Source organism: Williamsia sp. 1135 (genome assembly GCF_002095395.1).
Taxonomy (GTDB): domain Bacteria; phylum Actinomycetota; class Actinomycetes; order Mycobacteriales; family Mycobacteriaceae; genus Williamsia.
On the sequence record NZ_MJEI01000099.1, the window covers coordinates 64,427 to 87,797 of the forward strand.

24 protein-coding genes and 4 tRNA genes are annotated in these 23,371 nt (G+C 62.8%); 13 read left to right on the forward strand and 15 right to left on the reverse strand.

Annotated features, from left to right (window positions below; all coding sequences use genetic code 11):
* Positions 1–92: 92 nt before the first annotated feature.
* On the forward strand, positions 93–485 hold the full coding sequence (locus BFL43_RS18125; protein ID WP_240498338.1) for a hypothetical protein: 393 nt from the start codon (positions 93–95) through the stop codon (positions 483–485).
* A 217-nt stretch (positions 486–702) separates the two neighbouring features.
* On the opposite strand, the gene BFL43_RS18130 is transcribed toward BFL43_RS18125, so the two are convergent.
* Together BFL43_RS18130 and BFL43_RS18135 are read right to left on the reverse strand one after the other, a co-directional pair.
* Positions 703–1,917, reverse strand: coding sequence for an HNH endonuclease signature motif containing protein (locus BFL43_RS18130; protein WP_084893886.1), 1,215 nt, complete (start codon positions 1,915–1,917; stop codon positions 703–705).
* Positions 1,918–2,159: 242 nt separating this feature from the next.
* A complete protein-coding gene (locus BFL43_RS18135) occupies positions 2,160–2,762 on the reverse strand; it encodes a TetR family transcriptional regulator (protein ID WP_084893986.1) in 603 nt (200 codons plus the stop codon).
* Positions 2,763–2,872: 110 nt separating this feature from the next.
* On the opposite strand from BFL43_RS18135, the gene BFL43_RS18140 reads away from it, so the two are divergent.
* Entirely contained in the window at positions 2,873–3,871 is a 999-nt protein-coding gene (locus BFL43_RS18140) for an oxygenase MpaB family protein (protein WP_084893887.1), read from the forward strand.
* A 26-nt stretch (positions 3,872–3,897) separates the two neighbouring features.
* On the opposite strand, the gene BFL43_RS18145 is transcribed toward BFL43_RS18140, so the two are convergent.
* The 3 genes from BFL43_RS18145 to BFL43_RS18155 are packed head-to-tail and all read right to left on the reverse strand — an operon-like array spanning position 3,898 to position 6,817.
* Positions 3,898–5,328, reverse strand: coding sequence for a cytochrome P450 (locus tag BFL43_RS18145; protein ID WP_084893888.1), 1,431 nt, complete (start codon positions 5,326–5,328; stop codon positions 3,898–3,900).
* Positions 5,325–6,134 carry an SDR family NAD(P)-dependent oxidoreductase gene (locus tag BFL43_RS18150; RefSeq protein WP_084893889.1) on the reverse strand — a complete coding sequence of 270 codons (810 nt, stop codon included), beginning with the start codon at positions 6,132–6,134 and terminating at the stop codon, positions 5,325–5,327. The genes BFL43_RS18145 and BFL43_RS18150 overlap by 4 nt, the downstream gene beginning before the upstream one ends.
* Positions 6,131–6,817, reverse strand: coding sequence for a hypothetical protein (locus BFL43_RS18155; protein WP_084893987.1), 687 nt, complete (start codon positions 6,815–6,817; stop codon positions 6,131–6,133). Before BFL43_RS18155 ends, BFL43_RS18150 begins: the two co-directional genes overlap by 4 nt.
* 117 nt (positions 6,818–6,934) lie before the next feature.
* Between BFL43_RS18155 and BFL43_RS18160 the strand changes: the two genes are divergently transcribed.
* Positions 6,935–7,597 (forward strand): TetR/AcrR family transcriptional regulator, encoded by a 663-nt coding sequence (locus tag BFL43_RS18160; protein WP_346425979.1) that lies wholly within the window; start codon positions 6,935–6,937, stop codon positions 7,595–7,597.
* Here the strand turns inward: BFL43_RS18160 and BFL43_RS18165 are convergent.
* A complete protein-coding gene (locus BFL43_RS18165) occupies positions 7,497–8,966 on the reverse strand; it encodes a serine hydrolase domain-containing protein (RefSeq protein WP_143695391.1) in 1,470 nt (489 codons plus the stop codon). The genes BFL43_RS18160 and BFL43_RS18165 overlap by 101 nt on opposite strands.
* Positions 8,967–9,052: 86 nt before the next feature.
* Here BFL43_RS18165 and BFL43_RS18170 point away from each other — a divergent pair, with 86 nt between their 5' ends.
* Entirely contained in the window at positions 9,053–9,691 is a 639-nt protein-coding gene (locus BFL43_RS18170) for a TetR/AcrR family transcriptional regulator (protein WP_084893891.1), read from the forward strand.
* Between the two features lie 99 nt (positions 9,692–9,790).
* On the opposite strand, the gene BFL43_RS18175 is transcribed toward BFL43_RS18170, so the two are convergent.
* Positions 9,791–10,921 (reverse strand): phosphatase PAP2 family protein, encoded by a 1,131-nt coding sequence (locus tag BFL43_RS18175; RefSeq protein WP_206186703.1) that lies wholly within the window; start codon positions 10,919–10,921, stop codon positions 9,791–9,793.
* A 181-nt stretch (positions 10,922–11,102) separates the two neighbouring features.
* Positions 11,103–11,178: transfer RNA gene (locus tag BFL43_RS18180), tRNA-Lys, on the reverse strand.
* Positions 11,179–11,451: 273 nt separating this feature from the next.
* Here BFL43_RS18180 and BFL43_RS18185 point away from each other — a divergent pair.
* From BFL43_RS18185 to BFL43_RS18195, 3 genes are all read left to right on the forward strand, one after another.
* A tRNA-Glu gene (locus tag BFL43_RS18185) sits at positions 11,452–11,524 on the forward strand.
* Positions 11,525–11,562: 38 nt separating this feature from the next.
* Positions 11,563–11,636, forward strand: a tRNA-Asp gene (locus BFL43_RS18190).
* Between the two features lie 70 nt (positions 11,637–11,706).
* A tRNA-Phe gene (locus tag BFL43_RS18195) sits at positions 11,707–11,783 on the forward strand.
* A 178-nt stretch (positions 11,784–11,961) separates the two neighbouring features.
* Here BFL43_RS18195 and BFL43_RS18200 read toward each other — a convergent pair.
* The 4 genes from BFL43_RS18200 to BFL43_RS18215 form a co-directional block, all read right to left on the reverse strand.
* Positions 11,962–12,708: a DUF6308 family protein gene (locus BFL43_RS18200; protein ID WP_084893892.1), complete on the reverse strand. Its 747-nt coding sequence runs from the start codon at positions 12,706–12,708 to the stop codon at positions 11,962–11,964.
* Entirely contained in the window at positions 12,705–13,925 is a 1,221-nt protein-coding gene (locus BFL43_RS18205) for a DUF4041 domain-containing protein (protein WP_240498339.1), read from the reverse strand. Before BFL43_RS18205 ends, BFL43_RS18200 begins: the two co-directional genes overlap by 4 nt.
* A 236-nt stretch (positions 13,926–14,161) precedes the next feature.
* Entirely contained in the window at positions 14,162–15,187 is a 1,026-nt protein-coding gene (locus BFL43_RS18210) for a hypothetical protein (protein ID WP_143695392.1), read from the reverse strand.
* Between the two features lie 803 nt (positions 15,188–15,990).
* Complete coding sequence (locus tag BFL43_RS18215) at positions 15,991–16,398, reverse strand: MerR family transcriptional regulator (protein ID WP_084893894.1); 408 nt, start codon at positions 16,396–16,398, stop codon at positions 15,991–15,993.
* A 136-nt stretch (positions 16,399–16,534) separates the two neighbouring features.
* Here BFL43_RS18215 and BFL43_RS18220 point away from each other — a divergent pair, with 136 nt between their 5' ends.
* The 3 genes from BFL43_RS18220 (at position 16,535) to BFL43_RS18230 (ending at position 19,364) form a co-directional block, all read left to right on the forward strand.
* Complete coding sequence (locus BFL43_RS18220; protein WP_084893895.1) at positions 16,535–17,260, forward strand: SDR family oxidoreductase; 726 nt, start codon at positions 16,535–16,537, stop codon at positions 17,258–17,260.
* 65 nt (positions 17,261–17,325) lie between these two features.
* Complete coding sequence (locus tag BFL43_RS18225; RefSeq protein WP_084893896.1) at positions 17,326–18,594, forward strand: alpha-amylase family protein; 1,269 nt, start codon at positions 17,326–17,328, stop codon at positions 18,592–18,594.
* A gap of 89 nt (positions 18,595–18,683) precedes the next feature.
* The gene (locus tag BFL43_RS18230; RefSeq protein WP_206186704.1) at positions 18,684–19,364 is read left to right on the forward strand and encodes a YoaK family protein; all 681 of its coding nucleotides are present in this window, start codon (positions 18,684–18,686) and stop codon (positions 19,362–19,364) included.
* Positions 19,365–19,699: 335 nt separating this feature from the next.
* Here BFL43_RS18230 and BFL43_RS18235 read toward each other — a convergent pair whose 3' ends face one another.
* Positions 19,700–20,173, reverse strand: coding sequence for a DIP1984 family protein (locus BFL43_RS18235; protein ID WP_084893897.1), 474 nt, complete (start codon positions 20,171–20,173; stop codon positions 19,700–19,702).
* 280 nt (positions 20,174–20,453) lie between these two features.
* On the opposite strand from BFL43_RS18235, the gene BFL43_RS18240 reads away from it, so the two are divergent.
* Together BFL43_RS18240 and BFL43_RS18245 are read left to right on the forward strand one after the other, a co-directional pair.
* Positions 20,454–21,446, forward strand: a complete 993-nt coding sequence (locus tag BFL43_RS18240; protein WP_084893898.1) for an adenosine deaminase — start codon at positions 20,454–20,456, stop codon at positions 21,444–21,446.
* A 146-nt stretch (positions 21,447–21,592) separates the two neighbouring features.
* Positions 21,593–22,030, forward strand: a complete 438-nt coding sequence (locus tag BFL43_RS18245; protein ID WP_143695393.1) for a DCC1-like thiol-disulfide oxidoreductase family protein — start codon at positions 21,593–21,595, stop codon at positions 22,028–22,030.
* 10 nt (positions 22,031–22,040) lie between these two features.
* On the opposite strand, the gene BFL43_RS18250 is transcribed toward BFL43_RS18245, so the two are convergent.
* Both BFL43_RS18250 and BFL43_RS18255 read right to left on the reverse strand, forming a co-directional pair.
* Positions 22,041–22,301 carry a helix-turn-helix transcriptional regulator gene (locus BFL43_RS18250; protein WP_084893900.1) on the reverse strand — a complete coding sequence of 87 codons (261 nt, stop codon included), beginning with the start codon at positions 22,299–22,301 and terminating at the stop codon, positions 22,041–22,043.
* Complete coding sequence (locus BFL43_RS18255) at positions 22,301–22,807, reverse strand: DUF2975 domain-containing protein (RefSeq protein WP_084893901.1); 507 nt, start codon at positions 22,805–22,807, stop codon at positions 22,301–22,303. The genes BFL43_RS18250 and BFL43_RS18255 overlap by 1 nt, the downstream gene beginning before the upstream one ends.
* A gap of 130 nt (positions 22,808–22,937) precedes the next feature.
* Between BFL43_RS18255 and BFL43_RS18260 the strand changes: the two genes are divergently transcribed.
* On the forward strand, positions 22,938–23,369 hold the full coding sequence (locus BFL43_RS18260) for a PPOX class F420-dependent oxidoreductase (RefSeq protein WP_084893902.1): 432 nt from the start codon (positions 22,938–22,940) through the stop codon (positions 23,367–23,369).
* Positions 23,370–23,371: the final 2 nt, after the last annotated feature.

Here is a 23,371-nt window from a genome sequence, read left to right on the forward strand (position 1 = left end):
TGATCAGCGGGTACTCGTCCATCAATTCCGGACGCATTGTTGTCTCATCGCCGCAACATGAGGTGAACAACCACTCGAGACAAGGAACGATAATGAACGCCTCGCAGCTCACCCTCTCCCAGACTCGCCTTCGCACCCGGGTTGCCGGCGCGGGTGCGGCTCACGCCGGAACGGTGCCGGTGACCAATCCTCCCGAGCCTTCGATCGCCATGACGATCACCAACCACACCGACAAGACCGAATACCTCGGAGACTCGGGCCCCAACGGTGGCCAGTGGGTCCAGGCCCCCAAGCACGAACTCGCACCGGGTGCGTCGGAGACCGTCGTCGCGGTCGCGCCGGGTCAGACCTCACTGACGGTCAACGTGAACTATCACGTCGGGTTGTTCGGGCCGACCGCCGATACTCGATCGAGAACATGGCAGCAACACCAACTTGATCAACACCGGGGTCTACAACAACAACGTCGGCCACTACATTGTTGACGCCAACATGGCGTCGTCCTTCCCGAACGCCAACGTCGTCTACGATCTGGTCTGACTCGCGGAGCAGCGCCGCGGCGGTGGTGCTGCCGCCCAGCCCATCTGGGCGGCAGCACCATGCGGTTTTACACTATGGAGTTGTCAAAGAAGCATGCGCGGTCCCGACGTTGGTCGGGTGCGGCAGGAATTGAAAAAAGACTATGGGGTCGAGGGGTAGGGGTCAGGCCGCGAGTGTCATGGTCCGGCGGTTGTAGGCAGGCAAGGGTCTTCGCAGCGGATCTACATCAGCCGGCGGAATCAACCACGGATGGCCATCGCTACCCATCTCGATCTCCCACTCGGTGTAATGGATTGCGCGATGGCAGGTTCGGCACAACAAGCATCCATTTCCGACCGTGGTGGTACCGCCGTTCGACCAGTAGATGATGTGGTGGCAGTCTGACCAACCGGCGGGTGCCCCGCACTTGATGCAGCACGTGTCGCGAATGATGATGGCTTTACGGACAAGTCCTGTGAACAGGCGTTTCGGCGGGCTCAAGTCGATCGGCACCTCCTGGCCGTCCAGGGTGATCGAGCTGATGGTCGAGTCACACGCCAGCATGGCGGCGGTGGCTTCGGTGATCGGACCCATCCACTCGAGCGACGCCCGGTTCGGATGGTCGGCCGGCACCGATACATTGACCTCGGTCCGCGGCGCCGAAATGAACCCATCCCCGCCGCCCCCACCGCAATCGAGCAACTGGTGAAACGCGTCCGCCCGGATCTGTGTCTTGCTCCGCGGATCCTTAGAACCATCAGGCTGGGGCCGAGGTTTACTCCAGAAGCTCAGTGCCGAGTGCACCTTCTCGGCGATCTGCGCGTCCACATCGAACCGGCCGACCAGGCGACCTTCATTGACCTCGAAGTCAAAACTGTTGAGCGAAGGATCTTCTGCCGGCGGGGGGCCGCCGGTGTCGTCTGCGATCTGATTGCCCAGTCCGCGAGCGGTCTTCTCGACTTCTGCCGGTGGTGCGCCGGAGATAACGTGAGACAGGAGAGTGCTCTCGTACCCAGATCGTTCCTCCGTCGTTACTCCCACCTCGGAGCGTCCATCGATATGATGAAGTCCCTTGACGATCGCGTCGACGTGCTCGGTCGAGAGGAATCCATCTCGAAAATATCCGGCTGTGCGATCGAGGTTCACCAGGCCGGTGCCCACCCGTACCCAGCGGGCAGCCGCAGACGGCGCAGCACCATTGGCTTGCAACAACTTTGACGTGGTCGAGCCCGCCTCCCGCGCGACACCCAGCCTTTCCATCACCGCAGCGCACACCGACAACTGATGCTCCGTCGCATTACGCAACGTGATCAGATCCTTCACCAGCCGCAGTACACCCGCCGAATCATCAGGCACCTTCAGCTCAATCAGAGCGTCGACCGAATCGAGAACGTTCATTGCACAACACCTCCCATGAGAAACCGTCAAGGATCAGTCGGCGGCATCTTCCCGGGAAGGGGGCATGTATCCAGATTCGTCATCAGTGGGGCCGACTAAGTCCAATGTAACCCGTCGAACGTATGTGCGCAAGGTGTATTTTCGATCAATTCCACTGATGTGCAACATCTTTCGACACCCGAACGCTCGGCGCGGATCTGACGATCACAGCGTACCGAAGCCCTCTGACATCAAGAATTCAGTCAAGGTCGGGGTAAGACCAGCCGTAGTGCATGGGCAACGACGGCGTCGAGGTCGTCTCCGAGGTTGCCGTTCAGCCATTCCTGCGCGAGCTCGGCCATCGCCCCGGTGTACATCGAGGCGCCGACCCGGGCCGCGACCGGATCGGACGCCGGTTTGATGTGTCCGCTCTCGGTCAAGACGACATCGCGCAGCAGGTCCTGGGTGAGCGCACGACGCTCGGCCAGCACGGGGTTGGCGCGGGCGTCGGTGAACAGGACGCGTCCTCGTCTCGGGTCGGTGGAGCTGAACCCCAGTACGGCCTTGATGCCGGCGTGGGTGCGCGCGCGAACAGAAGGGCCGGCTGCGGTGATCGCCCGCTCGACATCTGTCGCGAGATCGAGCGCAACCCGGTCGTAGACGGCTCCCAGGAGTTCGCCCGTATCGGTGAAGCTCTCGTAGAAGTAACGGGTGTTGAGCTCGCACTCTCGGCACACCGACCGAACGGACAACGCTGCCTCGCCGCCGGATCCGAAGAGCGCGAACGCTGCGTCGACGAGTAGCGCACGACGTTCTGTGCGGCGGTCGTGCAACGGGACGCCGGCCCATCGGGTGGGGGAGGACATCACCACACCATAGATCGTTCGGGGTTTCTTCGGTCAAGGTCTGGTCACGGCCGTCTCCAGAACCTATTCTGGTCACAGACGTAGCCAAACCACCTCGGAGGATTGATCTCATGTTGCCGGTCTTGCCCCATCAACTAGCCGGTCACTGGCTCAATCAACGCTTCGACGACAACATCCGTAAGAACTACTTCCGCGGAATGGACTTCGCGGGCCCTGAGGGCGACCCGGGCTGGTTCGGGCCCGGCAGCGCAGTCTGGCACGTGCACTCCCACACGTCGGTGCTGATCTTCGGGCTGCAGTGCGCGTCCTACCTCGAGCGTCTCGATCCCAGCATTTTCTGGATGGGGATGCACCACTCGCGCCTCGTGGAGAAAGGCGGCGACGGTGAGGCGACCGGCCGACTCGATCCGGCCGGGATCGCGGTGCGGTTGGGCCACTCGGTGGCGTTCTTCATCGGAACCGCCTACGGGTCGACGGAGACCGCGGAGCGACTGGCACGCACCGTGCGGGCGATGCATCACACCATCAAGGGGATTCGCCCCGATGGACTCTCCTACGATGCCGACGATCCCGAATGGTTGCGGTGGAACTACGCCACTGTCGTATGGGGCATCGCCACCGCCCACGAGATCTACCATCCGCGCCCGCTGCGAGGCGACGAGTTGGACCAGTACTACGGCGAGTTCGTACGCGTCGGGCATGCGCTGGGCGGTACTGATCTGCCGACCACCAAGGCCGAGACGCTCGACTGCCTCAAGTCGTACCTTCCCAAGCTCGGCCTGACTCACGGAAACGCGGTGGCCACCGGCATCAACGTCACCGACCCGTTCCAGGGTGCGGTCGACTGGGCGGTCCGCGACACCATGCCAGGTTGGGCTGCGCAACTGGTGATGTACAAGCCGCCGAATGTCATCGAGCGCACCGCCCGTCGCAGCGCAGTCTGGACCTCACTCAACGCCTTGCAGACGGCCATGGGTACTGCACCGGAGTTCACTGCGGCCAAGGCGAGGGTGGCCGGCGGGACAGCCGTGGCGAACACCTTGCCGACCTACGAGCTCGGCACAGATCCTGTACGCGATCGGGAGACCGTGGAAGCGACCATGGCATAGTCGGATTCATCGTGGTGCGCTGCGCGTCAGTTTCGCGTCAGTCGCATGGGCAATCCGTCTGCGGGTGTCGGGCCGGTTCCCCACGTCATCAGTGGGGTGTACGACTCCGGGACAGTCCAGGCGAAGTCGAGGAGCATCCTGTGCAGAATCGCCTTCACCGTGAGTCCGGCGAAGTGCAATCCGATGCATTTGTGCGCACCGGCGCCGAACGGTGACCAGGCGTACCTCTCGAGCTTCTTGAGGGTGGCCGGATCGTCGAATCGGCCGGGGTCGAACACATCCGGTCGGTCCCACCAGGTGTCTATTCGCATCGACGTGTGGACGCTCAGCGCGATCTCGGTGCCGCGCGGGATGAAGTGGCCGGCAATACTGGTGTCTGCGGTGGCCTGCCGGAACAGCGTGCCTGCGGGTGCATACATCCTGAGCGACTCCTTGAATGCGCAGTCGAGAAGATGTGCAGAGTTGAGTTCCTCGATGGACGGTTCTTGGGGGAGGCGGCGCGCTTGGTTGCGTAGGTTCTGCTGCAGCTCAGGGTCTTTGCCGAGGTGGTACAACAACATCGACAGGGCGATGGTGCTGGTGTCGTGCGCTGCCATGAGCAGGAAGATCATGTGATTGGTGATGTCATCATCGCTGAACGTGTGTCCCTCCTCCGTCTCGGAGTGGCACAGCACGGTGAAGAGGTCATCGCCGGTTCCTGCGCGCCGCTCGGTGATCGCACCACGGAAGTAACGTTGCAGTTCGCGTCGTCCTCTGAGGCCGCGGGACCAGCGTCCGGCCGGAAAGGGCTGCCGCACAATGACTTGTGCGCCGCCCACCGCGTCGTCGAAAGCGCGCGTGAGAAATCGGGCGGTGGCCCCGTCCGCGGGTTCTCCGACAAACACCTGACTCGCCATTGCGAGCAGCAGGCGCTTGACCTGGTCGTAGATCAGGATTCGATCTCCCGGTGCCCACGTTGCCAGGGTGTTGTTCACAAGGGGTCGCGTCATGTCGAGATAGCCGATGAGTCGTGCACGGGTGAACGCCTGCTGCATGATTCGACGATGAAGGAGGTGTTCGTCGAAGTCGAGCAGCATGAGTCCGCGGTGGAAGAAGGGACCGATGACAGGCTTCCAGCCGGCTTCGCTCGAGAAGACCTTTTCCCTGTCGAGCCACACTTCGTGCAGCGCGTCGGGGCTGACCACCGTGACGACCCGAAACCCGACTGCACCGGTCCAGAACACCGGCCCGAATCGTCGATACCGATTGCGTCCGAACTCGAGTGGTTCGGCGATACTCTCCAGCGCGTGTCCCAGACCGGGCATGCCGTAGCTGCCCATCACCGGCTTGAGGCCGCTGCCGGCGGGAGGCGTCGCCAGCGGTTGTGCCGCGGCCGGATACATCGACGTCACCCGCGCACCGGTGCGCTGAACTGCGTGAGCGACCGAGGCTCGCGAGAGCAGGTCTGCAGTCTTCATGGTGTCGTCGTCCTGTCGAGGTAGGCCTTGCGTTGGCCGGGGTCGAAAGCGCCGGGTTCTCGTCCCCCGACCAGACGTTTGGCGCCGAGCAGGAGGTTCTCGGGAACTCCCTGCTCGACGAGACCCATGGGGGCCAGCCAGCGTGGCACCGTGACCTCTGGACGACCGTGGCGGGTGCTGGCGACGATGGCCCGTGCGACGTCCTCGGGTTCCAGGGTCGGCTGGAGTCTCAATGTGACACCGGACGTCAGGTCGGTGCGGGTGGCGGCAGGCATCACCGTGGTCAGGGTGACCCCGGTCCCGATCAGCTCGGCGCGGATCGCTCGTGACAACGCAACGACCCCGAACTTGGAGGCGCAGTAGGTGGCCATCCCCGGAGTCGACACCTTGCCGGCCATGGACGACACGTTGACGATATGCCCACGCCCACGAGAAATCATGTGAGGCAGCACAAGCCGGGTTCCGGTGACCACGGCACCAAGATTGATGGCCAGTTCACGGTGCAGCGCGTCCAGACCGTTCTCGACGAACCGCCCCATGAGCTGGATCCCGGCGTTGTTCACCGATACGTCGATATCGCCGCCGTCGGCGTTGGCCACCACGAACTCTCGGAAGCTCGACGTGTCGGTCACATCGAGATGGTGCGAGCGTGCACCGATCTCACCGGCGGTCGCCGTGGCGACGTCGAGGTCGACGTCTCCGATGGTGACGATCGCGCCGCGTGCTGCCATCGCCGCGGCAGTTGCCTTACCGATGCCGCGTGCCCCGCCCGTCACACCCACTCGGGCACCGTCGAGGTCGATCACAGCGGGCTACCGATGGGCTGGAGCAAGGCAAAGTGCGCGATGAGGCGAACCTCTCCTGACCGCATGGTGAGTAGCGCTCGGCCGAGGTAGACCCCGGGCACGATCTCGACGATCTCGTCGCGGGTTCGCTTGATGGGAAAGGTTCGAACACTGGGATTCTTGTATGCGGGAACCCCGTAGTCGAGCGCGCGGACCATCACCCTGGGCTCGATGCGGCCCTCCTCGATCGAATGGTCGAAGTCGAAACCTTCCACTTCGCCGTCGCCCCGACGCAATCCCCGGTACCCGACAGCGACGATCGGCATCGCCAGGCGAGCGATGGACGCGAGACGGTTGAAGCCTGTACCGGCCCGGAGATCGAATGTCTTCCCTTGCCAGGTCGGATTGATGCGCATCAGCGGATTGGCCAGGTATGCCTCCGGGATCCCGAAGAGGTTCCCGACGATGAGGCCCTCGAGTTTGCCGTCGGGACCGTCTGGTGCCGTGCCTTCGCCGAAGAGGATCCTCAACGCAGGCAGATCGTTTCGATCACCGAGTTCCTTGATGTACTGCCAGGTCGCGGCCCGTGCGACTGTGGGGCGGGTCTGAGCCAACCCGCGCAGTTCGACGAGCATCGCGGTGACTGCCGAAGCTTCTCGCTCGGCCGCTATAGGTGAGTCGACCTGCTGCGTTGGTGCAGACATCGGGAAACCTCCGAATCTGGTACGAATCAGTGCCAATTGACACTGTGGGACGAAACGTACCAGATTGGATGGGCCCGTCAAGACGTGTTTCGACCGGTAAATGCGAAACTTGCGAGCGTGATTGGTGGCGGTGAGCGCAACTATGCGGGCACAAGTGCGGCGGCTCGCGTCGAGAAGAGACGTGCGAGCTTGCTGGACGCTGCCCTCTCCGAGATGGCGCAGAGTCGCTGGCGTTCAGCGACTGTTGCGAGCGTGTGCACCGAGGCGCGATTGAACAAGCGTTACTTCTACGAGAGTTTCGAAGATCTCGACCAACTCGCCGACGCGGTGATCGACATGGTCGCCGGTGAAGTGGTCGTTGCCGCCATCGGTGGCTTCATCGCGACCGCAGAGTCTCCGCTGGACGAACAGGCGCGCACTGTGGTCGCCGCGGTGGTCGACGTACTCGGTGAGGATCGGCGCAAAGCGTTGGTGCTGCTGGGTGGTGTATCGACGGCGACCAGTCAGGATGACAAGCGGAGGGCGGCGATCTCAGGGCTGACAACTGTGCTGGTCGATCATGCGAGGAAGATTCATGACGTTGCGCTCGAGCGGGATTCGCTTGCCGCAACCGGTCCGGCGTTCGTCATCGGTGGAACTGCCCAAACGATCCTGTCATGGGTTAATGGAGACCTGCCGGTCAGTCGTGAGCAGTTGATTGAAGACATTGCTGCCCTGTGGCTGGCGCTGGGCGAGAGTGCCTCCGGGATCGCACGATCGAGAATCGAGCCGGAAGAATGAGCAGCGCCGCGGCCAGAAACCATGTGATGAGGGACAGGATCAGCATGATCGCGGCGTCGGGCATCCAGATCCGCATCACCTGGAGGTTGGTGCCAAAGAGGCTGGGCAGCAACCAGAGTGCGCTGATGATCACAACGGCGGCGGCAGCCATCGTCCAGCGCAGTCCACGTCGCGCCGGACGCCACCAGGACGCAATGGCTATCGCGAGACCGAGTGCCGCGACTGCTGAGACCACCCAGGGAAGCGCCGTCAGCAGCGGGTCGCCGCTTGTCGCCGTCGGCGATTGTCCGTCGAGTAGCAGTAGCAAGTTTTCGGCGACCGAGGCGAGTGCAGGGGCCTTGGCTTCGCTGTAGGCGTTGGCCAGGACAACCACGGCCTGACCGTCCGGGCCGAGCATCACATGGGCGAAATAGCCTGGCGTGGCTCCGGTGTGGTGAACCAACGGTCCGAGATCCGACGGTGTGATTCGCCAGCCGTAGCCGTACTCGTCGTCACCAGCGTCGACGCGGGGGTCATGGAGCTGTCGTAGTGCGTCCGGGCTCCGGACATCCGGGGCGCCACCGTTCTGTGCCCGTGCGTAGCGGACCATGTCGTCAAGCGTCGAGGAGACGTAACCGTACGGCGTCCCCGAGTCATCGAATCCGGGTGAGTAGCTGCGTGGTGATCCCCACCAATACCTATGTCCTGCAGAGAGGGCCGTTGCGGTGTCGGACGTCGTCGCGGTGTGGTTCATGCCCAACGGTTCCAGGAGATCTGACCTGAGGACCTCGCCGAAGGGCCGGTCGTCGAGTTCTTCGATCAATGCGCCGAGGATCAGGTAGTTGGCGTCGCTGTACTCGTATTGCCCACGGGTGCCGGAGTGTTCGAGGTCCTCTGCCGCGTGTCGGACCGCGCCATCGGTGTTGTCGAAGCGTTCGGCGACTGCGAGTCCGTCAGCGGTTGAGTAGCCGCTGGTGTGGGTGAGCAACTGCTCGACCGTCGGCGAGGCGTCTGCGAGCCAGGGCAGATGGTTGCTGATCGGCTCGGACAGGGTCAGCTCGCCCCTGTCGACGCGCTGCACGATCAACGCCGCTGTCATGGCCTTCGCCACCGATCCGATCAGAAATTGGGTGTCAGGGCCGATGGGCGCGCCGTTGCCATCATCGCCGGACAGCCACTCGAATCCGGTGGCCTCTGGGGTGACGACGGCGGCCGCCATCCCCGGAATGTTCTGGTCGACGGCGACTTCGGAAAGGTACGCAGAAAGATTGGCATTCGTGTCTGGACTCACCGGGCTGGGTGTGGCTGCCGAAGGTCCGGCAGTTGCCGTCAGCGCGATGACGCCGAGGGGCACCAGGCATCCGAGGACCAGGTGTCGGATTCTTCTCACGGGCTTGCCTCCATTCCAATACAACTATATTGCTATTTCAACATAGCCATATTGTTTTGAATGGCAAGGGGGCCTAGAGTCGGGGTATGGCACGCACGGCGAATCACGACGAACGGCGGACGCAGATTCTGGGGGGCGTGCGCGCCGTCGCCACCAGTTCGGGGATCGGGCGGGTGACGGTCGCTCGTGCAGCCGAAGCGGCCGGTGTGTCCGTGGGTTTGGTCCAGCACTACTACGGATCGAAAGAAGACCTCCTCATCGACACATTCGCGTCGGTGCGCGCTGACGTGCTCACCAGGATCGATGCCGAGATCGCGCGGGCTGACAGGCGTGGGGCCCGCGTCGAGGAGATGCTTTTCGACGGCTTGGGCCAGTTGCTACCGATCGGTGCGCGTAAACGGGATGAGGTGTACGTCGCGCACGCGTTCGCCGGACTGGCTCTGGAAGACGCCAAGCTCCGCGGGCATTTGCGTACGGCGAATGAACAATTGCAGGAGCGGGTCGCCACGGGTCTGACCAACGGCAAGGAATGCGGTGAGGTCGATCCGAGTCTCGACGTCGATGAAGCCGCCTACGCGTTGGTGGCGTTGACCGATGGTCTTGCCGCGCAGTTGCTGATCCACGCGGGCGCGGCTCAGAGGAAGTGGGCGCTCGACTCGATTCGGGCACGCGCCGGCGAGCTGTGTCCAGGGGAGTGTGGGCACCGCCGGGTCAGCAGCGGATGAGGCCCTGCACCGAACGTGTCGCGCTCTGGAAAATGTGATCTGAACCACATTAGCCCCACCTGCCCCAGCGGGAGGGCGAACAACAGTTCAGAGCGAGTGTTACGGCGTCGCCGCGTACGCCGCCGCGAGGTCGATCCGCAACCAGCCGCCGTCGGGGCCGGACTGGTCGAGCGGGTAGCCGGCCGGGATGGCCGTCTGCTCGAGGATTCCCAGGCGTTGCTGATCGGACAGGTGCGGGAACTTGGTCCGCAAGAGCGCGGCGGCCTCGGCCGGGATCCGGTTCTGCCGCCCGGGGTTCACCTGCGGGAGCCCGTACGTCATCAGTGTCTGGTGCTCCGCCACGGCCTGCTCGGTGGTCAGGTACGGCGTGTCGGTGGCGATGTACTGGGCCAGCGGCAGCCCGGTGGCCTTCTCGAGTTGTTCACGAAGTTGGGTGCCTGCCTCGTCGATCAGCCGGTCGAAGCCGGGATCGGAGAGGCGGGCCGCGGTGAGGTCCATAGCCATGAGCCTTCCGCCCATCACGTCGAGCGGGTAGTGGACGCCGAGAACGACGCGTCCGAGTCCGATCTCGCCGGCGCGGGCGATGATCTGAGGGCCGAGTTCCGGCAGCCAGGACGCCAGGAGCGCCCCCTTCCAGTACCCCATGTTCGCGTGACCCGACGGGTACGAGCCGTTGCCTTCGAGCTCGGAGTAGAGGTGGCCGCCGGGCTCGTCATACCGCTTGATACTGGCCGGTGCCGCGACGAAAGGTCGCGGATTGTTGAAGAACTGCTTCTCGGGCAAGGTCGTTCCCGACGGCAGACCGGCGCGAGCCAGGTCACCCTCGGCCAGCGCGGCAACCTTCGGCAGCTTGCCGTCGTCCAATAGCTTCAGGAAGACGGGGCCCAGCTTCTCACCGAGCGCTGCGGCGAGCGAGACCAGGCGGTCGTCATAGTTGATCTCGATCGCGTCCTGTTGTGCCTCAGGGGTCGCCTCATTGTTGATACGCACGACGGTCTGCAGGTTCTGCGCCATCAGGGCGGGGTTCTTGTCGCGCAATTCGGTGAAGCCATCCAGGACCGGCAGATACGTGCCGCCTGCCGGGAGGTCCGACGGGTACGGGCCAATCAGCTGGGCAGGAGTGAAGCTCTGCGGCGCTGTATCGGCCGTGGCAACCCCGCTGACCGGAAGAACGAGGGCGACGGCCGCCAGCATCGTCAAGACGATGGAGCGTGAACGCGAAAACGACATGACCAGGATATTTCCCGAAGCCGACCGCGGGCACAAGTTTACGAATCGCTGATCGAGGTGCGTACTGGGCGAACGCCGAACCGGTTACCGCGATGTGGAGCGGTATTCATCTCGCGGCAACCCCAGCGCCGCCGCCGAAAGCGACGGCCCCGGACGGGGCGGTCTCGCCTCAAGTTGATGGTGGTGCCCCCTCTCGGGCTCGAACCGAGGACCTGCGGATTAAAAGTCCGTAGCTCTACCAACTGAGCTAAAGGGGCGTGCCCCGGAACCGTCGGTTTCAGGGCGTCACGAAGTTTACAGATGAGGTGCACGTAGATGAAAACGGGGCAGTGCCATTGTCGGAGGGGCTAGGGCTCGCGCACCCTTTGGTGCCTGCCGCACCGGATCAACCCGGTGCGCGGAGCACCACACGGTGCAGCAGCTACGTCCGAGTGAGGTGTCGAAATGGCAGAAAACCGAGGTTGACGTGCTGATTTGGGATTTGCCGCATCGGTGTCATATTCTGATTCAGCTCCCAACGGAGATTACCGGCCCCCTTCGTCTAGCGGCCTAGGACGCCGCCCTTTCAAGGCGGTAGCGCGGGTTCGAATCCCGTAGGGGGTACGCATGGCCATAGTGACGTATGGCTGAGCACAAAGCATGGCCCTGTGGCGCAGTTGGTTAGCGCGCCGCCCTGTCACGGCGGAGGTCGCGGGTTCGAGTCCCGTCAGGGTCGCTTTACCGTCTCCGGTTCGCCGGAGGCCGCAAGACAGCAGTAGGTGTGGCATTCGGTTCGAGTGCCGTCCGGCCAGGTAGCTCAGTTGGTACGAGCGTCCGCCTGAAAAGCGGAAGGTCGTCGGTTCGATCCCGACTCTGGCCACCACTAAGTTTCAGGTCACAGGCTCAAAGCCTTCAATCCGGTCCTCCATGAGGGCCGGATTTTTTCATGGGGCAGATATGGGTCGAAAGTCTTGACTGTTTCTCCGCTAAGCGGCAGGTCGGTCGACATCAGCGACACGATCTCGGGAAACGGGCTCAAAGGCTCGGACCCACAGCGATGGCTACGGGGTGCCGGTGGCCTTGGTCCACAGCAGTGCGTCGAGGAGTCGCAGGGGTTCCTCGTCGATGCGCAATCTAGCTTTTGCTGCAGCCTCGCGAAGTTGCGCGAGTTTGCCCTCGATCAAGTCGTGCGTCATCAGGTACGCGAACACCTGGATGTCGTTGCTGAAGCGTCCGAGCCTGCCCGTACCGGCGCCCAGCGCTTTCCAGCCGGAGAGGTAGCCGCAGACTTGGCTGTCGCGTACGGGGAAGAGGTTTGGTCGTTTGCGGGCGCAGAGTTTGGCTGCGAACACCCAGTGGTTCGAATCCTTGGTGTCGGTGGCGAGCAGTGTGCGGAAGAGATCGTGAAGTCTCCACATCTGCTCAAGGACGCTGGCGTCGAGACTGGCGGCGATGGCGAGCGATGGTGGCAGGGCGGCCAAGAGGTCAGTGGCTTGATTTCTTGTGGGTCCTGGGGCGAGGAGGCATCGTCCCTGTCGATTGGTCACGGTGATGCTCAGGCGGCTCACGGCGTACAGGTCGTCCGCTTCGATCGACGTCTCTGAGTTGTGGCCCGCGTCGAGGAAGCTGGTACCGGCGTACTCCCTGAGTGGGTCATAGAAGTAGCCAAGTCTGCGGAGTGGGTCGTCGCCGGTGAGGGCCTCGAGCGTTTGCGAGAGCGCAGTTTGTAGGGTCTCTTGTTCGACGGGCTCCCACGACTCGGGAAGCGCGTATGTGCGGTCGTTGGCGTACTGCCCGGGGTGACTCATGACTTGACCGTAGGGAGTTGCGCTTCATTCTTGGCGGTTATGGCCAGTAGCGGCGGGATTGGAAGTATTGGGTAGCTTCGGGTTCGGTGGTGTACTCGAGGAGGTTGCCGAGTTTGGTGGCAAGGACGTCGCGGACTTGCGCGGGGGGTGGCGAAGAAAAACTCTCGTCGTGGGTTTGCGTGGTTCAGGCGCAGTTCTGTGAACTGTTGGTGCAGTTGGTTTTCGAGTGTGACGGCGTCGTCGGAGAAGTAGATGGCGTGGACGTCGAAGGGGAAGGGGACTGAGGCGCTGCTGAGTTCTCGGATGCGGTCGAGTGGCTCTAATCGGCGGGTGAGTCCGATCTTGACGACGTTGGGTCCGAAGGCTCCGATGTTGGAGATCACGTAGACGTAGCCAGCCCGGATGTTCGCGGCGCGGTAATCGTTGTCGGCGATGGCTTGGTCGAGGCGTTCGAGCTCTTGCTGTGCTTCGTCGCGTTCGGCTGCGCTGGTGACGCGGTCGAGGAGGTTTCGGTAGTGCTCGCGTTCCTTATCGAGTAGCCGCCGTTGGTTGGCGAGTTCCTGTTCGGCTTTGCGTTCGTCTTTGAGGCGTTCGCGTTCTTCGCGGGCGGCCTCGCGTTCGTCTTGGACCTTCATGAGGTAGTCAGCGGTGAGTTCGAGTTCTTGGGTGCGGAGGCCGTGGTAGTCGGCGGCGATGTGCATCTGCATAATGGCGCCGTGCTTTTCGATGTCGGCGGCTGCTTTGTCGAGTCGTCGGGTCGCGGTGACGAGGTTGCCGGCGCGGATGGTGCGGACGCAGTTCTCGGCCTCGGCGTTGTAGGCGCGGAGCATGAGTTTGGCGAGATCCCCGGTCAGACGTCGGCCTTGGGCGAGGGAGTTGTTGAAGCTGAATTGTTTTGACACTTCGATGGCGTCGCCGCCGGTGATGGCGTCGCGGATCTGCGAACGCAGGGCGGCGAGGCTGACTTTGTACGCCTCGGCGTTCTCGAGGGGATGGTGGTACTCGTACAGTCCAACCTCTTGGAGAACCAGCGCGTCGTCCACAGTAATGACACGTTCGTCGATGACGGGCGTGGCGGGGGCGGAGACCTGGGGCGGAGGCACGTGCTTGAGCTGCGTGGTCAATTCGGTGACCTTGTCCTGCAGGTTCGCAGCTTCGCGCTCTTTTTCGACGAGAGTGCGGCGCAGTGCGGTGATGACGTCTTGGGGGTTGCTCATCCGCGGATGCCCTGTCCGGCAAGCGGGATCAGGCCGTAAGGGTTCTTGGACACCGCTGCGGCCAAGTGCTTGAGGGTTTCGATGGGTTCGACGCGGGCCAAATCGATGGCCAGGAAGTTTTGGCGGTCGACGGCGAGTTGTGCGAGCGGTACGCGGCGGTCGTGGCCAGTTGCTGGGTCGACGGTGTCGACGGCAACGGTCAGGGAGATGGCGTCGACGATGCCTTCGCGGTCGGCTTAAAACACTTCGTGCGGCGTGCGTAGCGCAGTCTGATGGATGGCGTTGTTGTAGCGGCGCTTGAGCTCGGCGGCAGACAGCCGCGTTGTGGTGAACTCGTCTTTGGCCTTGACGTAGCGGACGGCTTTCACGGCGGGGAACTGATCCGGAGTTGGGACGAGGACGGTCACCGCGAGTTCGCGGTCTGCAGTGATGAACTCGTAGTCATAGTCGACCTGGAACTGTTCTGGGTAGGTGGAGTTGGCGAGCACGATCCCGACGTACTGCTCGAGTGCGCGCCCGGCGCCGTTTCGTAGGTCAGCGATGAGCTGGTCGAGCTCGGAGTTGGTTCGTCGGATTTCTTCGCGCCGCGATTGATTCACAGTCTCGTGGTCCCGTTGGGCTTGTTCGAGTCGGGTGAGGCGGTCGAACTCGATCGCGAGCCAAGCCTGGCGGGCGACGCCGTTGCGTGTGAACAAATCGTTGAGTTGGCCGTGCCAGTAGGTCATGCTGCTGGCGTACTGTGCGTGTGTGGCGGCGAGTTGCGCTTCGTATTTGCGTTGACCACCCAGTTTTGCGCTGAGGCCGGACGGCTGTTCGGGCGCATGGAAGTGCGGTCGAGGCGGGATCGGAATGTAGGTAGGGGCCGGGGTTTCCGTCGACAGGGTGCCGGTGGCGAGTGTCGTGGGTTCGAAGACTTGCCGGAGTCGTGTCAGGTCGACCCAGTCGTCGATCTCTAGCGTTGCTGCGAGTAGTTCCTCAATTTCTTGCTGTTGGGCGACCGCTTCGGCGGTCTTCTCTGCGGCTTCGGCTTCGCACTCGGCGGCGTAGGCCGCCGCCATCTGCTTGTTGAGACGAACCTGCTCAGCGCTAGAAGCGCGCCGCGCCGCGTCAGATGCTCTGCGATGGGCACTTGCTGCGCGCTGCCGAGCTAGTGCGGCCTGGTTGTACTGACGTACTGCGAGCCTTTGTTGCTGAGCCTTGCGCTTGGCGGCCAACTGTTGCTGATGTTGTAGCTCGGCAAAGAAACCGCGACGACGGGCCATCGCATCTGAATACACCACGCGGCATCGAATTGCACGCAGTAGGGCCCCAAATCTGGACTCAGCATACGAAGCTCTGCGAACTCGCAGAGTCGCACGCGCGGTGCAAGTCTCATCTGTTTGGACTCTATCGGAGTGCCTATGAAGTCGTGTAGGACAGCCAAGATCGCTGAAGGTTTCAACTCAACTACCCCTAGTCCATTTGGACTGGATGAGGAGCAGTGCTCCGGTGTTCTCGACGATCCCCATTCTGGTGAGCCGCGTTGACCGCGTTCACGGTGGTGCGGTCGAGGATTTCCAGCATCGACGGGGCGATCCCGGCGGCGGCGATTGCCGAGACCGCTACGTCGGATAGAGCCGGGAGCGTTGCCACAAGTGTGTGCGCTTGTGGTGGCGCCGGTAGCAACCGCAGGGTGATCTCGGTGATGACCCTAGAACAGGCTATCGTCGTGTGGCTGGCTATGCACGGTAACTCCACGTCCAGTCAAGAATCTAGACGTGGCAAGACTCAGACTTGAACGGTTTAAGAGGCTGCCTCCGCTATAAATTCTGAGGCCTATGCTCTATTCCGTTCGAAGCGAACTCGTGCGGTCCACGACGAGTTCTACAAGACCCGCGTAATGCCAGGTGCCAGAACGTTTGACCTGCCGTTCGACCGGGCCGGCCCAAATCAGTGTCGTACACCGATGAAGATTCGGGCGAGAGATCTTTCCGTAGGCGAATACTTCTCGCCTAGCGGCATTGCTCAGAAACTGCACATCGTCCCCGATGACTTCGTCTGACACCGCTGGAAGGTCGTTCGAGGCCTAGGTTGTGGCGTGCGCTTCGTATGGCGCCCAGGGCGTTTCGCGGAGTGCGGGACAGTGTTCAGGGGTGGGGTGGTGCGCGATGTGGATCATCTGGTCGAGGGCGTCGCGTGCGGCGGCCAGATCCGCCATGGCGGTGGTGATCCGGTCGCGTTCTGCTGTCAGTAAGTCGAATGTTTCGGGGGAGGCCTGGCCGGTGTCGACGCAGGGCAGCAGCTGCAGGACGGTTCGGCTCGACAGCCCGGCGGTGAAGAACTGCTGGATCAGCTTCACGCGCTCGATGGCTGATTCGGGGTAGGTCCGCTGGCCGCTGAGGGTGCGTTCGGAATGGAGCAGTCCCTGCTCTTCGTAGTAGCGCAGCGCGCGGGTGCTGACCCCCGCGCGGTGTGCGACGTCGCCTATCCGCATCCGACCAACCTCCTGTGACCAGGCAATCCACGGTCGGACTTGCCCTTGACGTCAACGTGAAGTTCTAGATTAGCCGATGTCGGGCCGCATACGGCCGGACCAGCACAGGAACTCTCTCAGAAAGCAAGGTCCCCCAATGGACGTCAACAACCAGATCGCGCTCGTCACCGGAGCAAACCGCGGCATCGGCCGCCAGTTCGTCCTCGAGTTGCTCGACCGCGGTGTGAGCAAGGTGTACGCGACGGCTCGCCGTCCGGAGACACTGGACTTCGACGACAACCGGGTGGTGCCGGTGCGGCTCGACCTTCTCGACCACGAGTCCGTCGTCGCAGCGGCAGCCACGGCGTCGGATGTCACCCTGCTCGTCAACAACGCCGGTATCTCAACCGGTGCGTCGCTCATCACCGGTGACCTGGCCGAGATCCGTCGCGAGATGGACACGCACTTCTGGGGCACGTTGGACGTCATCCGGGAGTTCACCCCCACCTTGGCCGTGAACGGTGGCGGCGCGATCGTGAACGTCCTGTCGGCGCTGTCGTGGTTCTCAACGCCGAGTACCGGTTCGTACTCCGCCGCCAAGGCTGCCGAGTGGAACATGACGAACGGTGTGCGATTGGAACTTTCATCTCAGGGCACGTTCGTGCAGGGTGTGCTGCTCGGCGCCGCTGACACCGATATCGCGGCAGGGTATGACGGGCCGAAGATCGATCCCCGTGAGGTTCCGCGCCGCTCACTCGACGGCCTCGTCGACGGCTCGATCGAAGTCATCGTCGACGACTGGACCTCAATGGTGAAGGCCTCACTCGCGGGAGACCCTGCCGCGTTCTATGCGCAGATGAGCGAACTCCTCGGCGCCGGCTGACCAGTTACCCGGCGTGGCACGCGAGGTCCGAGCACATCGACTGCCAGTGTCTCTAGGCTGTGGACATGGAGCATGTCATCTGGTGGCAGGTGTACCCGCTGGGGTTCGTGGGAGCCGAGGCGACGTCGATCGAGGGAACGGAGCACCGGCTGGAACGGATTGTCGATTGGTTCGACTATCTGCTCGAGCTCGGATGCAACGGCTTGTCGCTGGGCCCGGTCTTCGCGTCGTCGACGCACGGCTACGACACGATCGATCACTTCCGGGTCGATTCTCGGCTGGGCGAGACCGAAGATCTCGAACGGCTGATCGCGGCGGCGCACGACCGCGGCATCAAGGTGATGCTCGACGGGGTCTTCAACCACGTCGGCCGGGACCACCCGAAGTTCCGTGAGGCGCTGCGGGGCGGGCCGACTTCGGAAGCAGGGCAGTGGTTTCGGTGGAATGGTGACAAGCCTGTTGCTTTCGAGGGCCACGACATCCTGGTCACGCTCAACCATGACAACCCGGCCGTGCAGCAGTACATCGCGGACGTGATGACGCACTGGCTCGACCGCGGGATCGACGCCTGGCGCCTCGACGCCGCCTATGCCATCGCTCCCGCGTTGTTCCGGACGGTGCTGCCTTCGGCGCGTGAACGGGCGCCGAAGGCCTGGTTCGTCGGGGAGATGATCCATGGTGACTACGAGGGTTACGTAACCGCCTCGGGTCTCGACTCGGTGACTCAGTACGAGCTCTGGAAAGCGATGTGGAGTTCGCTGAACGACGAGAACCTCTTCGAACTGGGCCATGCCATCGAGCGCAACAACGGCATGCTGGAGACCTTCGTGCCGGCGACATTTGTCGGCAACCATGACGTGACGCGCATCGCGAGCACCCTCTCGGACGAGCGGGTCATTCCGGTCGCGGTGGCTCTGCTGTTTTTTCTCGCCGGCGTCCCGAGCGTCTACTACGGCGACGAGCAGGGCTTTCGCGGCGTCAAGGAGGAGCGGGTTGGTGGTGACGACGCCATACGTCCCGTCTTTCCCTCTGGCCCCGATGATCTCGCGCCGTACGGGCGCGGTCTGTTCGAGCTACACCAGGCGCTGATCGGCGTGCGGCGCCGCCATTCGTGGCTGCACAGTGCACATACAGAGGTGCGTGACTTGAGTAATCAGTCAGCGACTCTGATCTCCAGAGGCAGCGGTGAGGAACTCATCTTGACGATCGATCTCACTCGATTGGATTCAGATCCTGAACCCCACGGGTTGGTGGACGGCAGCCGTCATGTCGTGGCCAGCGGTTCAGGTTGGTCGATCGCCGAGTCTGTCTCACCGGCGGCGGAAGGTCGGTAGTTTCGGCTTGTGATGCCGCCCGCTCACTCGGATCGACGTGAGTGATCACACCGCGACCGGTGCCGAAACCATGCCTACCGTTGGGGCATATGCGCGAATTGTTCACTCCACATGCCCGACTGTCCTGGATACTGGCCGGACTTGCCGGTCTGGTGGGCGCTGCCGCCTTCACGAATACCGCCGGCTACTTCGTGACCTTCATGACCGGCAACACCGAACGCGCCGCCGTCGGATTCTTTTCGGGCCAGAATGCGCTGGCAGGTGCAGCTGTCCTGCTGGTCTTGGTTTTTGTTGCAGGAGTGGTGATTGCGTCGTTGTGCCGCCGCCATCTGTGGCGAGATCACCCGCACGGAGCGACTGTCCTCACCACCGCGGCCCTGTCGATTGCGTCGTTGGTCGATGTCCTGATGACGGGTTGGAGTGCCCCGCAAGTTCAGTTCGTGCCTATTTTGTTCATTTCGTTCGCGATGGGCGCGCTCAATACGTCTTTCGTCAAGAACGGTGAAGTCTCCATTCCGTTGAGCTATGTGACCGGCACTCTCGTCAAGATGGGTCAAGGTATCGAACGGCATATCAGCGGTGGCTCCGCGAAGGAATGGCTCGAGTACTTCCTGCTGTACGCAGCATTCACCCTGGGCGCGGTGACCGGAGGCGTCATGAGCCTGGTCATCACCGGACCACAGGTGCTGATTGCAGCGACGACTGTCTGCGCAGTGACCACGCTGTACACATACCGACGCACCGAGGAGAACTCCACGGTCCTCGGATGACGTAGCGGGTGCCGCGCTTGGTCCACCACATTCGTCCCCGAATCAGGATGCCGAGGGGAATATGCCCTTGATCGGCCGCTAGGGGTCCGAATCTGGTGGTCAAGCGAAACAATTCACGTGCCGAGTGGCCCCTTGCCCACCCTCACCCTCGTTCGATCAGCACTCGGTGATGTGATGTGCGCATTGCGCTGATCTGCCTGAGATGTGCTGAGCTGCACTGTCCTTCCGAGTGTGTGCTCGGAGCGTTGCTCACCACGCAGGAGATGGGCCAAAATCCGTCGACCCGCGGCACGTGCTCACCTCGAACAAGGGCTACCACTACCCGGCAGCGATGATCATTCGTCGATCAGGTCGTATTCCCAGTTGGCCTGTTGGATCTCCAGGTCGATGTGTCGAATGCGCTGGGCAAGATCGTCCGCTGTTGCCCTCAACTCTGAAACGGGCAGCGCCGCTACGTAAACGAGCTCCGAACGCAGCTGCCGCTGTCCGAATCGATCGGATTCTCGCCCCGACGCGGCGTCGGCGGCCGACGAGGTCACCTTGTGCCGCATCCGCAGCACATCCCGGTGCGCGAGCGCGGCCGTGACGGTCTGATCGCGCACCGACGCCCTGCTGTTGGTCCGATTGATCCTGCGGATGAGAACTTCCAATCGGTCGAAGACCGCACTGAGCTCCGAAAGCAGCGCAGACGCGTCCTCTGCTGGTGATTCACCGTCTTGATAACGCGCGTTGGCCAGGATCCGAGACTTCAGATGCTCGGATCGGCGTATCAGTTCCCCTCGTTCAGCGAGGGCTTCCGCGAGCTTCATGATCTACGCTCCGGGGCCGAAGTGCCGGAAGCGGAAAACGTGGGGGCGCTCATGCGCCTTTCGACGTATCGAATGTGTTCATTCACAACAAGTACCACATCGCGGCCATCATCGGAACCCTCGGGCGGCGTCCGACTCGTGCAGCGGACCTCGGAGCCTCGTCGCGGTCTCGCGGTAGGTTGTCGTGATGATGCTTGTCGGAGCGAGTCTCGGCGGTTGCCTGATCGAAGGGATCCGCCGGCAGCTGATTCGACACCAGGACAGATAGATTGGACCACGTATGACGATTCTCCCAGTCGCCGAACTGCACCTCCACCTCGAGGGAACGCTCGAGCCCGAGACGATCTTCAGTCTCGCCGAGCGGAACAAGATCGAGCTGCCGTACGCGGACGTCGATGAACTGAGGGCACGGTTCGACTTCGCCGACCTGCAGTCGTTTCTCGATCTCTACTACGCCAACATGTCCACACTGCAGACCGCCGCCGATTTCGCCGAGATGACCAACTCGTATCTGGCCCGTGCGGCGCTTGCAGGTGTCCGGCATGCCGAGGTCTTCGTCGACCCGCAGGCTCACCTTCTGCGCGGCATCGCATTGGAGGAAGTGATGGGGGGAATCACCTCAGCGCTTGATGCTTCCGTCGCAAACCACGGTGTCAGCACGGGTCTGATCGTTTCGATGCTGCGCGACCAGAGCGCGGAGTCTGCCATGGACGTCCTCGATGACGTGATCGCGCTGGGAATCCCGATCCTCGGAATCGGACTCGATTCGGCTGAAGTCGGGCATCCGCCGTCGAAGTTCGTGGACGTCTACGCGAAGGCACGCGCAGAGGGTCTGCATCTTGTCGCACATGCTGGGGAAGAGGGCCCGCCGGAGTACATCTGGGAGGCGCTGGACCTGCTCGGTGTCGAACGGATCGACCACGGGATCAGGTGCCTGGAGGATGAACGGCTCGTCGACCGCCTGGTGACTGAGCGGGTCCCGCTGACCGTGTGTCCACTCTCCAACGTCAGCCTGAAAGCCGTTGATCACCTGTCCGACCATCCTCTCGCCGCCATGCTCCACCGAGGACTGAACGTGTCGGTCAACTCCGATGATCCGTCCTACTTCGGCGGCTATGTCGACGACAACCTCATCGGGGTGCGTGACGCGCTTGATCTCGATGCCGACGACCTTGTGACGTTGGCGCGGAACTCGGTCTCGGCATCCTTTGCGGAGGATGGCCGAAAAGCTGAGATCCTGGCAGAGATCGCGGTAGCGGCACGGACCCTGTGAGGGTCGGGGCGGCGACCGCGGATATGTCTCCGGTTCTCCGTCTGAAAACTCTGCACTGCAACACTTCTCGGTCTGATTCGTCATGAGTGTAGGCTGGAGATAGCTCCCGAGACGGGTGTCTCGGTGTGTGAGTGAAGGGGGAGCTGATGTCCGATCGTCCGGTCGTTCTGTACGACGGGGTGTGTGGCTTCTGCAACAGTGCAGTGCAGTTCCTGCTGCGGATCGACCGTCGCGGGGAACTGCGTTTCGCCGCGCTGCAGAGTGACTTCGCCGGCGGCGTCATTGCTCGGCATCCCGAACTGGCATCGATGGATTCCCTTGTCTACGTCGGTAATCCTGAGACTGCAGCGGAATACGTGGCCGTGCGGTCCGACGGTGCGCTACGTGTCATCGCTCACGCCGGTCGGCCGTGGCGGTGGTTGCACATCGCTGCGGTTATCCCTCGTCCCGTGCGAGACCGGCTCTATGACGGTTTCGCCGCCATCAGGTATCGCGTGTTCGGCAAGCTCGACACCTGCCCGATTCCGTCACCGGAAGTTCGCGCGCGATTCCTGGACCAGGGCGACCCGGCACAAAGTTTGTGACCTGGCCGGATCAGTCATCGCGCGCCGATCGTGCTGTCACCGCGGATGCGGTCGGCTCGTGCACGTCATCGGGCTCCCAGCGCAAGAGATCGCCTGGCTGACAGTCGAGTACGTCGCAGATCGAGGCCAAAGTCGTGAATCGAACCGCCTTGGCGCGTCCGTTCTTGAGGACGGCGAGATTGGCTGGGGTGATGCCGATCAGTTCGGCGAGAACACCGACCGGCATCTTGCGCCGGGCGAGCATGACGTCGATGTCGACGATGATCGGCATCAGATGACCTCGTCCAGCTCAGATTGCAGATGCTTGGCCTCACGGTCGAGAGCGACCGCTTGGGCCAGTAGCGCGCGCAGAACGTAGACGACGAGGGCGACGCCGCCCACGACGAGAGCCGCACCGCAGATGAGACCGACCAGACCCGGGGCCACCTCGTCACCTGGTGAGCTGTGGTTTGCGAACCGCGCCACCACTGCAATGGCGAGAATCAGGACCCCTCCTGCGGCGATCGCGCCGATGATGCCGTCGACATAGCGGAAGGAACCGTGCGAGAACACGGTTCCGCGGCGAATCATGTTCAGTAGCCGCCAGATACAGATCGCGATCACCTGCAGACAGGCAACACCCACGATGCCGATGACCGCCAGCGATACGCGGACACCCGCGGGGGCGTCGTCCATGTCGAACCACAGCACCGGCGCGATCGCTATCTGCACCACCACAGAACCCGCGAGTGCCATCGCGATGACGGCACGCAACGTCAGTACAGCCCACTTGCCCATCCGGAACCCCTCAGTCGGTCTTCGTCTGTTTCGGTCGAAGATCAACCAAAATCTATCGTATAACGATAGATATGGCCAGTGGAAGCAAGCTCGCGGATACAAGGAACGCCGTCAACGCAATAATCGAGGCATGACTACCGAATCATTCGATCCGCGCGAACTGCTGGCGAACAGCAAGCTGGGGGTGCTGGCGACGATCAAATCAGATGGCCGTCCACAGCTGTCTCCCGTCACGCCGTTCTACGACCGGGCGGACGAGTCCATCTACATCTCGGCCACAGACGGTCGCGCCAAGACTCGGAACCTGCGCCGCGATCCGCGTGGCGTCCTCGAGGTAACCAGTGCCGACGGGCGGTCGTGGGCGACCGCGGAAGGGAGCGTGACCATCATCGGGCCAGGCACCGATCCGCACGGTCCTGAGGTGGAAGCACTGGTCGGGTACTACCGCGCTGCGGCAGGCGAGCATCCCGACTGGGACGAGTATCGGTCGGTGATGGTGTCCGACCGAAGGGTTCTGGTGACGATCCACGTCGACCACGTCTACGGAGAACACATCGGCTGATC

Coding starts and splice junctions, on each gene's coding strand:
- BFL43_RS18230 (WP_206186704.1), top strand. CDS start 18,684: ATGCGCGAATTGTTCACTCCACATGCCCGACTGTCCTGGATACTGGCC.
- BFL43_RS18125 (WP_240498338.1), top strand. CDS start 93: ATGAACGCCTCGCAGCTCACCCTCTCCCAGACTCGCCTTCGCACCCGG.
- BFL43_RS18140 (WP_084893887.1), top strand. CDS start 2,873: ATGTTGCCGGTCTTGCCCCATCAACTAGCCGGTCACTGGCTCAATCAA.
- BFL43_RS18135 (WP_084893986.1), bottom strand. CDS start 2,762: ATGTCCTCCCCCACCCGATGGGCCGGCGTCCCGTTGCACGACCGCCGC.
- BFL43_RS18225 (WP_084893896.1), top strand. CDS start 17,326: ATGGAGCATGTCATCTGGTGGCAGGTGTACCCGCTGGGGTTCGTGGGA.
- BFL43_RS18175 (WP_206186703.1), bottom strand. CDS start 10,921: ATGTCGTTTTCGCGTTCACGCTCCATCGTCTTGACGATGCTGGCGGCC.
- BFL43_RS18250 (WP_084893900.1), bottom strand. CDS start 22,301: ATGCCGATCATCGTCGACATCGACGTCATGCTCGCCCGGCGCAAGATG.
- BFL43_RS18260 (WP_084893902.1), top strand. CDS start 22,938: ATGACTACCGAATCATTCGATCCGCGCGAACTGCTGGCGAACAGCAAG.
- BFL43_RS18240 (WP_084893898.1), top strand. CDS start 20,454: ATGACGATTCTCCCAGTCGCCGAACTGCACCTCCACCTCGAGGGAACG.
- BFL43_RS18245 (WP_143695393.1), top strand. CDS start 21,593: ATGTCCGATCGTCCGGTCGTTCTGTACGACGGGGTGTGTGGCTTCTGC.
- BFL43_RS18235 (WP_084893897.1), bottom strand. CDS start 20,173: ATGAAGCTCGCGGAAGCCCTCGCTGAACGAGGGGAACTGATACGCCGA.
- BFL43_RS18170 (WP_084893891.1), top strand. CDS start 9,053: ATGGCACGCACGGCGAATCACGACGAACGGCGGACGCAGATTCTGGGG.
- BFL43_RS18155 (WP_084893987.1), bottom strand. CDS start 6,817: ATGTCTGCACCAACGCAGCAGGTCGACTCACCTATAGCGGCCGAGCGA.
- BFL43_RS18255 (WP_084893901.1), bottom strand. CDS start 22,807: ATGGGCAAGTGGGCTGTACTGACGTTGCGTGCCGTCATCGCGATGGCA.
- BFL43_RS18130 (WP_084893886.1), bottom strand. CDS start 1,917: ATGAACGTTCTCGATTCGGTCGACGCTCTGATTGAGCTGAAGGTGCCT.
- BFL43_RS18215 (WP_084893894.1), bottom strand. CDS start 16,398: ATGCGGATAGGCGACGTCGCACACCGCGCGGGGGTCAGCACCCGCGCG.
- BFL43_RS18210 (WP_143695392.1), bottom strand. CDS start 15,187: ATGGCCCGTCGTCGCGGTTTCTTTGCCGAGCTACAACATCAGCAACAG.
- BFL43_RS18220 (WP_084893895.1), top strand. CDS start 16,535: ATGGACGTCAACAACCAGATCGCGCTCGTCACCGGAGCAAACCGCGGC.
- BFL43_RS18200 (WP_084893892.1), bottom strand. CDS start 12,708: ATGAGTCACCCCGGGCAGTACGCCAACGACCGCACATACGCGCTTCCC.
- BFL43_RS18205 (WP_240498339.1), bottom strand. CDS start 13,925: ATGAGCAACCCCCAAGACGTCATCACCGCACTGCGCCGCACTCTCGTC.
- BFL43_RS18145 (WP_084893888.1), bottom strand. CDS start 5,328: ATGAAGACTGCAGACCTGCTCTCGCGAGCCTCGGTCGCTCACGCAGTT.